The sequence below is a fragment of the Rickettsia senegalensis genome (assembly GCF_056135685.1).
The window spans coordinates 126,990-141,348 of sequence record NZ_JBVYTQ010000002.1 but is presented as its reverse complement, the minus strand read 5'-3'; the positions used below and the strand labels follow the sequence as shown (position 1 = coordinate 141,348).

Genomic DNA, 14,359 nt, shown 5'->3' with positions numbered 1-14,359 from the left:
ACCGTACAACGCAGCTTTTCAAATTCATCGAGTATAACTATGTTTCATAGTCTCTCAGTCAAAAACTTCATTCTGATAGACGAGCTGGAAATTGAGTTTAATAAAGGTTTATGCGTTATTACCGGTGAAACGGGAGCTGGTAAATCTATTTTACTTGACGCTATTTTATTTTGCCTTGGTTATAAAACTTCAAACAATATAATAAAGCGTGGAAAAGATTACGCTGTTGTTAATATAATATTCTCTTTAAATGAAGAGATAAAAAACTTTCTAATCCAAAATTTTATTGAGCCTGAAGAGTTATTGCTTGTAAAATGTTTGCAAAAAGCCGAAGGGCGAAAAAATTTTTTTATTAATAATCAAGTAGTTAATAAAGCTATAATGCAGCAATTAGCTACTTATTTATTTGAACTTCATGGACAAAATAATAATATTTCCCTTCTATACGCCAATACTCAGCGTGATATTTTAGATAGTTACGGAAATCTTTTGGACTTCCGAGTCGAGCTTTCCAAATGTTATCAGACTTGGCAAAATACTCGGAAAGAAATTGCTGAAATAACACTTAAACAAAATTCTATAAACCAAGAAATCGATTATTTGAGCTTTGCAACGGAAGAATTAACTAAGCTTAATATTCACATAGGCGAAGAAGAGAAACTTACAAATATACGAAAAGATTTGCAAAATAAAGATAAGGATTTACAGTTAATAAAAGATATTCTAGAACAGATTAATAACCCCGAAATAAATACATCGATTAATAGAGCAGAGAAATTATTAGCAAGGCAAGGCGATAATGAGCGTTTTGAAGCTATTGCTACAAGCTTAGAAGAAGCCTATAATAACCTAGAAGAAGCACGCCAAGGATTATCAAATCTGTTAGATAGTTTTAATTATGAGGAATATAATCTTGAAGAAACAGAAGAACGATTATTTTTAATAAAAGCTATTAGCCGCAAATATAATGTTCCTGCTGATGAATTGGGTATATTTTTAGATAAATCTTTAAAGCAGCTCGGTATATTAAAAAACAAAATAGCGAATAGTAATGAGTTAAAAGCTCAAGAAGTGCTATTACAGAAAAAATATTATAAACTAGCAAGCGATTTATCCGTAAAGCGTCTTATTGCCGCAAAACATCTAGAAGAATCGTTGCATCAGGAGCTAAAACAGCTTAAAATGGCGAAAGCAATTTTTGAGATTGAGATAATCGCCGGAAAAGAGCCGACAGCCGGCGGTAATGATGATGTTGTGTTTAAAGCTTCTACTAACCCCGGAATGGCAACCGAAGCAATCAATAAAATCGCTTCCGGCGGTGAATTATCAAGGTTCATGCTTGCTTTAAAAACTTCTTTGTTTGATAAAATGGTAAAACCATCTATTATATTTGATGAAATAGATGTTGGGATTGGCGGAGAGGTCGCAGATAAAGTAGGTGAGCGATTAAAAAAACTTAGTAGCGTTACTCAAGTAATAGTTATTACGCACCAGCCGCAAGTAGCAGGTAAAGCAGATTTGCATATAAAAATAAAGAAAACACAGCTAGAGAAAGAAACAAAAGTAACGGTAAAAGCTTTAAATTTAGCTGAGAGACAGGAGGAACTCGCCCGCATGATTTCAGGTAAGACAATCACCGAAGCAAGTTTAAAAGCAGCAAAAGAGTTGTTGCATTTGTAATAATCGTCATTGCTGGGTATCGTGGATCATTAATCGTCATTGCGAGCGACTGAAAGGGGCATGACAATCTCAGGAATTCACCCGAGATTGCTTCGTCGACGCTTATAGCGTCTCCTCACAATGACAAAAAACAAGGAACATATGAGCAACTACACAAAATTAGAAAACGAATTTGCGACCATTTCGCATTTTAATAATATATTGGGCATATTATACTGGGATATTGCCGTAAATATGCCTATGGGTTCAGGTGAGAGTAGAACAAACGAAATAGTAACTTTAACGTCGCTCGTTCACTCGCTGCTCAAATCTCCTATGCTAAAAGAGTTAGTTAGCAAGGCAAAAGAAGAATCAAAGAACCTTGATGAATGGCAGAATGGTAATATTAGAGAGATTGAGAGGCAAATAATAGATGCAAATTGTATAGATGAGCAGCTACAAAAGAAACTAGTAGCAGCGACTACCAAAGCTGAACTTGTTTGGCGAGAAGCAAGAAAAAATAATGACTATAATTTATTCAAACCGCATTTACAAAAAGTTTTAGATTATACGAGAGAAGTTGCTAAAGTACGAGCAGATGCTTTTAATTGCGGATTATACGACTCATTAATAGATATGTTTGATCCAAGCAGAAAAAGTAGCGAAATCAAACAAGTTTTTTCAGTGCTTAAAAAAGAACTCCCACAACTCATAAATAAAGTTTTAGAAAAACAGAAAAGCGAGAAAGAACTAGTAAAGAACACCGAACTAGCTCCTGAAATGCAAAAACGTATCGGAAAACGCATTATGGAAATTATGCAGTTTGATCTAACAAAAGGATGCTTAGACGAATCTACTCATCCTTTTTGCGGTGGAACACCAAACGATATACGTTTAACTACTAGGTATTATAAAGATAATTTCATAAGCGGTTTAATGGGAATTATTCACGAAACAGGTCATGCTCTATATGAGCAGAATCTACCGGAAATGTATAAAGGACAACCGGTAGGACGTGCTAAAGGTATGGCTTTTCATGAAAGCCAATCTTTATTTATGGAGATGCAAGTAGGTAGATCAAGAGAATTTACAGAATTTTTAGCCAAATTACTTCGAGACGAATTTGCTTTTAAAAGCGAAGAATATTCAGCAGAAAATTTATATAGAAAGATTACTAAAGTTAAACCTGATTTTATAAGAGTGGATGCAGATGAAGTAACTTACCCTCTGCATGTAATATTACGTTTTGAGATAGAGGAGCTGCTCATCACCGGGGATTTGAATCTTGATGAGTTACCAAGCTTTTGGGATAATAAGATGCAAGAATATTTGAGGCTAAAACCGGTAAGCTTTAGTAATGGCTGTCTTCAAGATATTCACTGGTCACACGGAAATTTCGGTTACTTTCCCGCCTATACAAACGGTGCAATTATCGCATCAATGGTGATGAAAAAAGTAAAAGAGATGTATCCTAATATAAAAGATGATATATTAAAGGGTGATTTTAGTAATCTAAATAATTATCTAAATAAGAATTTTAGAAATCTCGGCTCGTTAAAAAATTCAGCCGATTTATTAAAAAGTGCTAGCGGTGAGGACAAGATAAATCCTGAAGTGTATATAAGGTATTTAGAGGGGAAATATTTATAGTAATAAAACTGTCATTGCAAGAAGGCATTGCCTGCGTGGATACTGAAACGCCATTGCGAAGAAATTACGAAGTAATTGACGAAGCAATCTCAGGATATTTGACGAGATTACCACGCAGCCTATGGCTACTCGCAATGACGACTCCCGTATCCCTCGCAATGACGTTAATCAAACAATAATATGGCAGAAGACTTAAAAAAAACAGGTTATTTATTTGGCGGGAACGCCGTTTTTGTTGAAGAGCTATATAAGCAATATTTAGCCAATCCCGCCTCGGTTGATCAAACTTGGCAAGAATTTTTTGCCGGCATTAAGGATAATAGTACCGTGCTTAATAAAAGTACGGCAAAGATAATTATTCCTTATGAAATAAAAAAAGAACCGCTAAATAATAATCTATCTTCTGAAGTCTTAAATAACAGACACCTTGCCAAACCAGCTTATAGAGAGGAACTTAAAGGAGACACGGAACGCAGTACCGCAGCGTATATAGACATACGTGAGGATGCGAGTACCGGATCGACGTCTAAATTACCTCTAGAAGCGAAGTTTGGAAAGATGTCTAGTTTAAAAGCTAAAGCAATGATCAATGCTTATCGCAAGCATGCTCACTATTTAGCGAATCTTGACCCGCTTGGTCTTGAGCTACGTAAAACAAAAAATGATTTAAAGCTTAATATAGAAACTTTTGGCCTTGATAACAGTCAACTAGAGGAAAATATCAATATCACGGATGAATTTGTCGGTACTTGGAACTGTAAATTATCTGAATTAATTACCAAGCTCGATAAAGTTTATACAGGTTCTATCGGTGTTGAATTTGAGCAAATAGAAAATGTAGATGAAAAAAATTGGTTATATAATAAGCTAGAAAGTGAAGTTACATTTTCTTCTGAAGACAAAAAAACTATCTTAAATGATTTAGTAGAAGTAGAAGGGTTTGAGCAGTATCTACATACTAAATTCCCAGGAGCTAAGCGTTTTTCCGTTGAAGGCGGAGATGCTTCTATAGTTGCTATGAGTAAAGCTATAGATTTATCCATGAATCAAGACGTTGAAGAAATCGTTATTGGTATGGCGCATCGAGGGAGATTAAACACTCTGACTAAAGTAGTCGGCAAACCTTATAAAGCCGTTATTGCGAGTTTCATAAGCGGTAGTGTATTTCCTGATGAATTAAATGTTTCAGGTGACGTGAAATATCATCTAGGCTATTCATCTGTTAGAGTCATTGGGGATAAAAAAATACATTTATCACTTGCCGATAATCCATCCCATTTAGAGGCAGTAAATCCTATAGTTGCAGGGAAAGTAAGAGCAAAACAGGATATACTTAACGATGCTAAACGCAATAAAGTTAAGGCCATTCTAATGCATGGTGACGCTGCTTTTTGCGGTCAAGGAGTAGTTGCAGAGTGCTTGTCGATGTCGCCGCTTGTTGCTTATGATATCGGCGGGATATTACATTTCGTAATTAACAACCAACTAGGCTTTACGGCAAATGCTGCGGATACTAGATCTAGCAGATATTCTACGGAGTTTGCTAAAATCATAGCTGCTCCGATTTTGCACGTTAACGGTGATGATATAGAAGCGGTATTAAAAGCAACTAATATTGCAGTAGAATACAGGCAAAAATTCGGTAAAGATGTTGTGGTAGAAATTATTTGTTACCGCAAATACGGGCATAATGAGGGCGATGAGCCGATGTATACTCAAGGTAAGATGTATAATATTATTAAAAGCAAACCGACCCCTGGAAATATTTACGCAAATGAGTTAGTAAAAAGCGGTATAATTGATAATAATTATTTTGCTAAGTTAAAAGAAGAATTTAAAGCAAGACTAGATAAGGAATATGAGCAGGCAAAAAGTTATAAGCCGGAAGTACATTTCTTAGGTGGGTTATGGCAAGGCATTTCTCGCACCTCTACACAAGCTGCAATAACGGGCGTCGAAAAAAAAACATTACAAGATTTAGGAACTAAACTATGCGAAATACCGAAAGATTTTGCCGTTAATCCAAAACTTGTAAAACTATTTGAAGCTCGAAAAGCTAATCTGACTAACGATCAGCCTATTGATTGGGCAACAGCTGAGCAGCTAGCTTTTGCAAGCTTGCTTAGCGAAAGTACAAATATAAGGCTAACCGGACAAGACTGCGGACGCGGTACTTTCTCGCATCGTCATTCAGTATTGCACAACCAAATTGACGATACTACCTATATACCTCTAAATAATTTATCTAAGACACAAGCAAAATACGAGGTAGCCGATAGTAATTTATCTGAATATGCGGTGCTTGGTTTTGAGTATGGTTATTCACTCGCAAATCCAAAAAATTTAGTTTTATGGGAAGCACAATTCGGTGATTTCGCTAATGGAGCTCAGATCATTTTTGACCAGTTTATTTCAAGCAGCGAAACAAAATGGCTTCGTATGAGCGGACTTGTGGTCCTACTTCCGCACGCATTTGAAGGACAAGGACCTGAGCATAGTTCGGCAAGGCTTGAGAGGTTCTTGCAGCTAGCGGCTGAGGATAATATGTATGTTACATATCCAACTACTCCTGCCTCGATTTTCCACCTGCTACGTCATCAAATACTTGATGATACCCGCAAACCGCTAATCGTAATGTCGCCGAAATCATTATTACGTCATAAATATGCCGTATCTAAACTTGATGAGCTAGGCGAAAATACTACTTTCTTACCGGTTTTAGATGAGGTAAATAAACTAGACACAAACAATATTACTAAAGTAATTTTATGTAGCGGTAAGGTATATTACGATCTATTTGAAATGCGTGGCAATAACAGTAACATAGCGATTATTAGGCTTGAGCAATTATACCCTTTTGAAAAAAAACTTGTAGCATCACTATTAAAAAAATATAATAGGACGCAGGAATTTATTTGGTGTCAGGAAGAACCAAAGAATATGGGAGCTTGGCGTTATATAGTTTCTCACTTAAACGATGCTTTAAAAGAAGCAGGAATTAATGACGAATTTAAATATATAGGCAGAGAGGAATCGGCCTCTCCGGCAGTAGGTTCGCTGCAAGCGCATAATAAACAGCAAGAGAAGCTATTAAGGGAAGCATTGGGGATGTGATTCTTTGGGGTATATTACCTAAGAATCGTCATTGCGAGCGACTGAAGGCGTCGCCCTCATGGATACCCGAATCGTCATTGCGAGAAGCGAAGCGACGTGGCAATCTCGTCACATCTCCTGAGATTGCTTCGGCGAATTACTTTGTAATTCTTCTCGCAATGACGGCTTTGGTCTCCATGCAGGCAAGGCCTCCTCGCAATGACGATAAAAATATAGGAGTAAAATAAATTATGAGCGTTAAAATTATAGTACCATCGCTTGGAGAATCCGTAACGGAAGCAACTATTGCCAAATGGTATAAGAAAGAAGGTGATTCGGTTAAAACCGATGAATTACTGTTAGAAATTGAAACTGAAAAAGTAACTTTAGAAGTTAATGCTCCTTGTAACGGCACTATAGGTAAAATATCGAAAACTGACGGTGCAAATGTAGCAGTTGGCGAAGAAATAGGCGAAATAAATGAAGGGACAGCTGCAAATACTGCGGGTACTAATAATGAATCTGCTAAAGCTCAAGCAGTTACGCAACCTACTTCAGAAAAGCCTGTAGAGAAACCTGCCGTGGTTAATAATATTCTTGCTCCTTCCGTACAAAAATTAGTTACCGAAAATAAGCTTGATCCCAATAATATAAAAGGAACAGGTAGAGACGGTAGAATTACCAAAGGTGACGTGCTTGAAACAATAAACACACCGTCTGCTGCTACTTCTACTCCTACAGTAAACAAAACTAATGAAGAAAGAGTACAGCGTGTTCGTATGTCACGCTTGCGTAAAACTATTGCACAGCGTTTAAAAGATTCACAAAATACGGCAGCTATTTTGACTACTTTTAATGAAATTGATATGTCAAAAGTAATTGCCTTGCGTAATCAATATAAAGAAGAGTTTGAGAAAAAGCACGCTGTGAGACTTGGCTTTATGTCGTTTTTTGTTAAAGCAACAATTGAAGCTTTAAAGTTTATTCCGTCGGTAAATGCTGAAATAGACGGCGATGATTTAGTATATAAAAATTACTATGACATAGGTGTAGCTGTCGGAACAGAGCAAGGACTTGTTGTACCGGTTGTTAAGGATGCCGATAAAATGGGATTTGCCGAAGTGGAAAAAGCTATAGGCACTCTGGCTAAAAAGGCTCGTGAAGGTAAACTTTCTATGGCTGATTTGTCAGGGGGGACATTCTCGATTTCTAACGGAGGCGTATATGGTTCATTATTATCTACACCAATTATTAATCCTCCTCAATCAGGTATTCTAGGCTTACATAAAACCGAGGAAAGAGCTGTAGTTATAGACGGTAAAATTGAAATATGTCCGATGATGTATATAGCTTTATCTTACGATCATCGCATAATTGATGGGAAAGAAGGAGTATCGTTCTTGGTAAAAATTAAGGAACTAATCGAGAATCCTGAGAGGTTATTGTTGAATTTATAGAAAATATCGTCATTGCGAGCAGCCGTAGGCTGCGCGGCAATCTCATGTAATAATAACAAATTCCTGAGATTGCTTCGTCAAAATTTTCAATTTTTCCTCGCAATGACGTGGTCTCGTTTTACTTTTTGAAAAAAAGTAAAATTATTCAAAGAAAGGAAATATACAATAATGATAAAATGTACTCGTCGTATTGAGTTCGATGCAGGACATAGAATTATAGGGCATCAAAATAAATGTCAATTCCTGCACGGTCATCGCTATGTTCTTGAGATCGCTATAGCCGCAAACAAAACCGATAAACTTGGTATGGTAATCGATTTTGGTTTAATTAAGGATGCAGCTAAAAAATGGATTGATGAAAATTTTGATCATAGCTTAATCCTACATCAAGACGATAAGGAAATGGGGCGGCAAATAGAAAATTGTACCGGTCAAAAAATATATTACATGCAGAATAACCCAACTGCAGAAAATATAGCGACGCATTTAAAGAATGAAATTTTTCCTAAACTTTTCGTAGGTCAAAACTTCTTCGTAGCGAGCCTAAAACTATATGAAACACCTAATTGTTTTGTTGAGGTTTAAGTGTGTATCTTTATAGAATGAAGAGGAGTCATACGAAGATCAACTTGGAAAAGAGCAAGGAATTTGTAAGCAGAGGAGCGGAGCGTACAAAAGTACGTGAGCATCCGAGGACTTACAAAGATGACGTAGCCAATTTTTCAAGTCCATCGAGTATGCAAGATTACTGTTTAATTTTAACTACTACAAATGATCTGCAAATTGCCGAGAAAATAGCATCTGTTTTGTTAGAATTAAATCTTGCTGTCTGCATTCAAATTGACGATGTCAAAAGTTACTTTAGATGGGATGGGAGAGTAACTTTAGAAACCGAATATAGACTTGTAATTAAAACAAAATCTTCTAATTATAACGAAATTGAAAATAAACTCCTTGAAATTCATAATTATGAATTACCGCAAATAATAAAAATAAATATTGACTATGGCTTTCAAAAGTACTTAGAATGGATTGACCAAAATAGTAAATAAACTTATAGTCGAGCAAATTTAAAAATTAAGTAAGTAAATTATGAAATTATGGCAAAAAGTTACCTTAGGGTTAATCTTAGGTATTATATTTGGTATATACTTACCACAATATGTTAATTATATTAAACCTATCGGTGACATTTTCTTACGCTTGATAAAAATGATCATTACCCCTTTAATTTTCTTTAGCTTGGTTTCCGGTATCACTAGTATGAATGATACTTCCGCCCTTGGCAGAGTAGGAATGAAAGCGGTAGCTGCTTTTTTAGGTACTACTTTTTTTGCCACGGTTTTTGGGCTTACTGTTGCCTTAGTATTAAAGCCGGGAGTAGGCATACATATAGATTTTACCTCTTCAGGAACGACAAGTAGAGCTTCATTTAATATAATTGATTTTTTTGTAAATATCGTCCCTGATAATGCTGTTGGGGCTTTTGCAAACGGTGATGTCTTGCAAGTTGTATTTTTTGCTATTTTTGTTGGGACTACCTTAAACAAAATGAAATCTATCGGTGAACCTGTGACTGATTTAATTCATGTAATGTCAAAATTAATATTAAAAATGATATCGTTTGTTATTCAATTATCCCCTTACGGTGCTTTTGCTTTAACAGGCTGGATTGTAGGCATGCAGGGAGTTGAAGTAATGATTAGTTTATCGAAACTTGTTGTAGCGGTAGTTGTGGCAATGACATTTCAATATTTAGTTTTCGGCTTACTTATATATGTATTCTGCCGTGTTTCCCCTATACCTTTTTATAAAAAAAGTTTTGAATATCAGATACTTGCTTTTTCTACTTCAAGTAGTAAGGCAACTCTTGCAACTACTATGCAAGTTTGTCGTGAAAAGCTTGGCATTTCAGAGTCTAGTACTTCATTCGTACTTCCGATAGGGGCGTCAATTAATATGGACGGATTCGCCATAAATCTATCTCTTACTACTATATTCTTTGCTCAAATGATGGGAGTAACACTTGCTCCTCATGACTATTTAGTAATTATTCTCACCTCGACACTTGGATCTATCGGCGGAGCTGGTATTCCCGGCGCCTCTTTGATAATGCTTCCTATGGTTCTTTCTTCGGTTCACTTACCTATAGAGGGAGTAGCAATTATTGCCGGTATTGACCGAATACTTGATATGCTACGTACTACTATCAATATTACCGGCGATGCAACAATTACTATGATTATAGATAACAGCGAAGATACTTTAGATAAGGAAGTATATTTATCTTAATTATATTAAGGCCGGATATCGTCATTGCGAGGAAATTGCATAGCAATTGACGAAGCAATCTCAGGAGTTTGTTATCATTTCATGAGATTGCCACGCCGCTTCGCTCCTCGCAATGACGACTGGGAGTCTACGCAAGCAAGCCTTTCTCGCAAGGCATTGTTGCGTGGAGATTAAAAAAAGTCAATATAGTGTAATAGTTGAGATTTAATCTTACATTTAGTAAAATTAAGATAATATTAAATGGAGGATTAGAGATGAATCTAAATCAAAAAATAATAAAGCCAAAAATAGGATTACTAGAATTAGCTAGGAGTCTTGGTAGTATATCGTCAGCATATAAAGCTATGGGTTACAGTAGAGACAGTTATTATAGGTTTAAAGAGTTATATGAAACAGGAGGAGAAGAAGCATTATATGAGATTAGTCGGAAGAAGCCAATTATAGCGAATAGAGTTGATCCTGCCGTAGAGAGAGCAGTATTAGATATGGCAATAGAATACCCTGCTTATGGTCAGCTGCGAGTATCAAATGAGCTTAAAAAGACTGGTATTCTTGTATCACCTGGAGGAGTTAGATCTATTTGGCTACGTAATGATTTAAATAATATCAATAAAAGACTTAAAGCATTAGAAGCCAAAATGGCTCAGGATGGTATTGTTCTTACCGAAGCTCAGTTACAAGTATTAGAGAAACGGCGTAGCGAGAAAGAAGCTCATGGTGAGATTGATACACAGCATCCAGGTTATCTAGGATGCCAAGACACATATTATGTAGGTAATTTTAAAGGCATAGGCAAGGTATATTCTCAAGTGTTTATTGATAGTTACACTCGGGTTGCAGAGGCTAAACTATATACTGATAAAACAGCACTTACCGCTGCTGACATGCTTAATGATAGAGTGTTACCATGGTATGAGAGTCAGCAAATACCAGTACTTCGTATTTTAACTGATAGAGGTGGTGAGTATAAAGGTAATATAGAACATCATGCTTTTGAATTGTTCTTAAGCATTGAGGGTATTGAGCATACTACTACTAAAGCATATTCTCCTCAAACAAATGGTATGTGTGAACGTTTTAATAAAACTATGAAACAAGAATTCTTTGATACTGCTATGCGTAAAAAGATCTATACTGATCTTGATGATCTACAACTAGATCTTGATATTTGGCTAGAATATTATAATAATGAAAGACCGCATTCCGGTAAATATTGCTATGGAAAAACACCTATGCAGACTTTTATGGATAGTAAAAAGTTAGCTGTTGAAAAGAATAACGAAATCTTATATCTTGAATACTCATCTGACAGTCATAACTTATCAGACATTCAGATATAATTTTTATAATGTCTGTAAGATTAAATCTTGACTTCTACAAATGAATGTCATCCCGCGTGGTATTGCTGCGTGGATATCTAATCGTCATTGCGAGGAGGCTTTGCTCGCGTCGACCGGTAAAACCTACTGTGTCACCTAGTTCGCTTGCTAACTAGATCCATAAAAACAATAACAAATACTAATATTTTAGTATTTTTAACTGGATCTCGTGGTCAAGTCTAGCTCGTTTATGTCATTCCCGCCTACGCGGAAATGACATCGTACGTTTTTTTCGAGCCATGCAACAAGACCGGTCAAGCCACGGGATGACAGAGGTGAAATTGACCCACGCAGGCAACGCCATGTGGGAATGACGTAAGAACCATAAATAATACTTATTACTCGTCTCTTACTACTAAAACTGATATATCAGAATGACGGACGATTTTAGAAGCATTAGGTCCAAGCATATAATCTTTTAATTGTAGTCTGACTGCAGAGATTATTATTAAATCGGCTTTAATTTCATTAGAGTGCTTAATTATTTCATCATAAACGGCACCGCTACCTATATAATAATCTGTTTCAATTTCATCAAGAATATATTGTTTGATAAGCTCTTTAATTTGAGTCTGATACTTTCCTTTTTTCTCTGTTTTCCAATTTTTAGGTAAATAATCTTCAAACATTTTCGTACCGAATTCAGGAATTACATACATAAAATGTAATTTTGCTTGAAAGTTCGTCGCAAGCATTAAAGCCTTAGAAAGAATGCCTTTTATAGATTTTTTATCATTTAAATCTATAGGTATAAGTATATTTTTAAATATAGTATTTTCAGACATAAGATATTCTTAGTTTTTATTTCTTACTGAATCATGTTTTGGTAGAACAAAATTTTTAGTATCGGCAAAATAGTTAATATCGAGGTTATTTAATAAGTAATTAGAAAGTTTAAAATTTGCTACGTTTCTATGAAAAGCTCCAATAAATTTATCTAAAATATCACGATTCGCTTCATCTCTAGTTACTAAGATTGCTGATACTTTCACTGTAGTTTGATCATCGGTAATCCCTGGATATAAGCCCTTGTGAAGTATAGCTTTATGAAACGCTCTATTTTGTTTTATTAATTCTGCTATTTTATCATTTTCAATTGAAACGAAATCAACTTCACGCTTATTAGCTATTAAATTTACTAAGGGGTTAGAGTGTCCAACCATCATTATTATAGCATCTATTTCTTATTACAGAATTTATCAATAGAATCTTCATAATTAATATGTAGCTCTTCAGGTTCTTTAGAAAATTTATATAAAGAACGTATGGCATCATAAGTAATATTACTACTGGAAAATGCTGGACCGTTAGTTATTTTTTTCCGTCAATATCAGCAAAAACTTTTATTTTATCCTCATCTTTTACAATAACCGTAAAAAACTCATCATGTAGATTAAGTACCTGACGTAAATTTTGCATTTTTTCTTGATCATGATAATAACCTATGCCCTCATATGCTTCTACTGCAATATTAGCTTGCACTAGAGCTAAATCAATTTTGCCTTGTTGTAATAATTTTAAATTTTCTATACTGCCGTTTGTTGCAACAACTTCACATTTAATATGTTCATTATTTTTATCATCATTTGTAATAGTCTTGCATAAATCAAGTCCAATAGCATAATATCCTTTTAAAATAGAGCCGGTACCGATTTCAATGACTTTTGGAGCAGCATAAATATTACTGCAAATAAGAAATATGCTAATAATAGTAGCTAGTTTAAAATTATTCATAAAACTAATTTAAATTATTTTCGGCTAATTTGAATTATTTGCGGTGTTTTGGTCTTTTTTATGTTCACCAAGCTTTAGTTCTAATAAATTAATAGAACCGATATTTATTCCTTTATCTGAAAACTCAATATCAAACTTAGCTTTTTCTATATTGTTGTAAGCCGAATTTGAACCATTTTGATCTATATTTAATTGTTCGTCGGAAGTTTTATTAATTGCTTTAGCAATAATTGTTTTAATTATTTTCTTAGAAAAAATAATATTATTCGGTAATAATTTATCAACTATGGAATTATAATTTTCCAGCTCAAAATATAGTTTTCCTTCCGGTAATTTACCCGCAAAGAATTGTAAAGCACCGTTTAAATTAACTTTAGAATCATGATCACAAGTAAAAATAAATCTTTCTATATTAAAATTTTGTAAAATAGCTGAACCTTCTCCGTCTTCAGCGAATTTTAAAGAAGCAGCAATATCTAAATTAGCATTTTTAAAATTCAAAATATCTTTTTCTGAATAATAATTCATATTTAAAAATAAGAATATATTTTCCTCAGTTGCTAAATTCTGTTTTCTTACAAGAAATGCTAAACCGTTAATTTTAAAGATTGCTTGATTATCTTTAAATATCGATAATGCTTTGTTATTTAGTTGAACCGATTTTAATATCTCTTTCAAATTATCATTCCTGGATATTTTGTATAAAGGTTTATTAAATTTTCCTATACCTTTTATGTCATCATCGCTGCGTACATCATAGGTAAATGTTTTATCGCCGTAATTATCGACTTCTCTAATAAAAGGACCGAAATTAAGAGCGGCTCTTTTAGTACTAAAAGCTATATTTAGGACAATATTTTCACTAGTAAATTCTTTAGAATTTACATGATCAATTAATTTTACTTTAGGATCCGTTACGGTAATTTTCCAATTAAAAGGATAGCCTGAAAACTTAACTGTATTATAAGATATTTTAAGATTATCGGATTCAGAATTCTTAATTAAACTTACAACGTTATTTTTTATAGTATATGCAGTTGCAAACCATATTATAGTAAAGGCTAAAAACACAAAAAGAAGTATTTGACGTATCAC

10 protein-coding genes and 1 pseudogene are annotated in these 14,359 nt (G+C 34.6%); 8 read left to right on the top strand and 3 right to left on the bottom strand.

Annotation, left to right across the window (positions count from 1 at the left end; all coding sequences use genetic code 11):
- Nucleotides 1-39: 39 nt before the first annotated feature.
- The 8 genes from recN to AC0ODJ_RS08410 all read left to right on the top strand — a co-directional run bounded on the left by recN (nt 40) and on the right by AC0ODJ_RS08410 (nt 11,491).
- Entirely contained in the window at nt 40-1,680 is a 1,641-nt protein-coding gene (gene recN, locus AC0ODJ_RS08445) for a DNA repair protein RecN (RefSeq protein WP_218460233.1), read from the top strand.
- Between the two features lie 141 nt (nt 1,681-1,821).
- On the top strand, nt 1,822-3,309 hold the full coding sequence (locus AC0ODJ_RS08440; protein WP_218460232.1) for a carboxypeptidase M32: 1,488 nt from the start codon (nt 1,822-1,824) through the stop codon (nt 3,307-3,309).
- Nucleotides 3,310-3,489: 180 nt separating this feature from the next.
- Nucleotides 3,490-6,423 carry a 2-oxoglutarate dehydrogenase E1 component gene (locus tag AC0ODJ_RS08435; protein WP_474465978.1) on the top strand — a complete coding sequence of 978 codons (2,934 nt, stop codon included), beginning with the start codon at nt 3,490-3,492 and terminating at the stop codon, nt 6,421-6,423.
- A gap of 230 nt (nt 6,424-6,653) precedes the next feature.
- Nucleotides 6,654-7,859, top strand: coding sequence for a 2-oxoglutarate dehydrogenase complex dihydrolipoyllysine-residue succinyltransferase (gene odhB / locus AC0ODJ_RS08430; protein WP_218460229.1), 1,206 nt, complete (start codon nt 6,654-6,656; stop codon nt 7,857-7,859).
- 168 nt (nt 7,860-8,027) lie between these two features.
- Entirely contained in the window at nt 8,028-8,444 is a 417-nt protein-coding gene (locus tag AC0ODJ_RS08425; RefSeq protein WP_218460228.1) for a 6-pyruvoyl trahydropterin synthase family protein, read from the top strand.
- A 152-nt stretch (nt 8,445-8,596) separates the two neighbouring features.
- A complete protein-coding gene (gene cutA / locus AC0ODJ_RS08420) occupies nt 8,597-8,911 on the top strand; it encodes a divalent-cation tolerance protein CutA (RefSeq protein WP_256621200.1) in 315 nt (104 codons plus the stop codon).
- A 40-nt stretch (nt 8,912-8,951) separates the two neighbouring features.
- Nucleotides 8,952-10,151 (top strand): dicarboxylate/amino acid:cation symporter, encoded by a 1,200-nt coding sequence (locus tag AC0ODJ_RS08415; protein WP_218460227.1) that lies wholly within the window; start codon nt 8,952-8,954, stop codon nt 10,149-10,151.
- Between the two features lie 254 nt (nt 10,152-10,405).
- Nucleotides 10,406-11,491 carry an IS481 family transposase gene (locus tag AC0ODJ_RS08410; protein ID WP_121834048.1) on the top strand — a complete coding sequence of 362 codons (1,086 nt, stop codon included), beginning with the start codon at nt 10,406-10,408 and terminating at the stop codon, nt 11,489-11,491.
- Nucleotides 11,492-11,868: 377 nt separating this feature from the next.
- On the opposite strand, the gene AC0ODJ_RS08405 is transcribed toward AC0ODJ_RS08410, so the two are convergent.
- The 3 genes and pseudogenes from AC0ODJ_RS08405 to AC0ODJ_RS08395 form a co-directional block, all read right to left on the bottom strand.
- Entirely contained in the window at nt 11,869-12,315 is a 447-nt protein-coding gene (locus AC0ODJ_RS08405) for a universal stress protein (RefSeq protein WP_218460154.1), read from the bottom strand.
- A gap of 9 nt (nt 12,316-12,324) precedes the next feature.
- Nucleotides 12,325-13,264: pseudogene (locus AC0ODJ_RS08400) on the bottom strand (TAXI family TRAP transporter solute-binding subunit).
- 24 nt (nt 13,265-13,288) lie between these two features.
- Nucleotides 13,289-14,359, bottom strand: coding sequence for an RP198 family tick cell line-upregulated protein (locus AC0ODJ_RS08395; RefSeq protein WP_218460156.1), 1,071 nt, complete (start codon nt 14,357-14,359; stop codon nt 13,289-13,291).

Bases quoted from the DNA above. Each gene is read 5' to 3' on its own strand.
- recN (WP_218460233.1), top strand. From the start codon at position 40: ATGTTTCATAGTCTCTCAGTCAAAAACTTCATTCTGATAGACGAGCTG.
- AC0ODJ_RS08440 (WP_218460232.1), top strand. From the start codon at position 1,822: ATGAGCAACTACACAAAATTAGAAAACGAATTTGCGACCATTTCGCAT.
- AC0ODJ_RS08435 (WP_474465978.1), top strand. From the start codon at position 3,490: ATGGCAGAAGACTTAAAAAAAACAGGTTATTTATTTGGCGGGAACGCC.
- odhB (WP_218460229.1), top strand. From the start codon at position 6,654: ATGAGCGTTAAAATTATAGTACCATCGCTTGGAGAATCCGTAACGGAA.
- AC0ODJ_RS08425 (WP_218460228.1), top strand. From the start codon at position 8,028: ATGATAAAATGTACTCGTCGTATTGAGTTCGATGCAGGACATAGAATT.
- cutA (WP_256621200.1), top strand. From the start codon at position 8,597: ATGCAAGATTACTGTTTAATTTTAACTACTACAAATGATCTGCAAATT.
- AC0ODJ_RS08415 (WP_218460227.1), top strand. From the start codon at position 8,952: ATGAAATTATGGCAAAAAGTTACCTTAGGGTTAATCTTAGGTATTATA.
- AC0ODJ_RS08410 (WP_121834048.1), top strand. From the start codon at position 10,406: ATGAATCTAAATCAAAAAATAATAAAGCCAAAAATAGGATTACTAGAA.
- AC0ODJ_RS08405 (WP_218460154.1), bottom strand. From the start codon at position 12,315: ATGTCTGAAAATACTATATTTAAAAATATACTTATACCTATAGATTTA.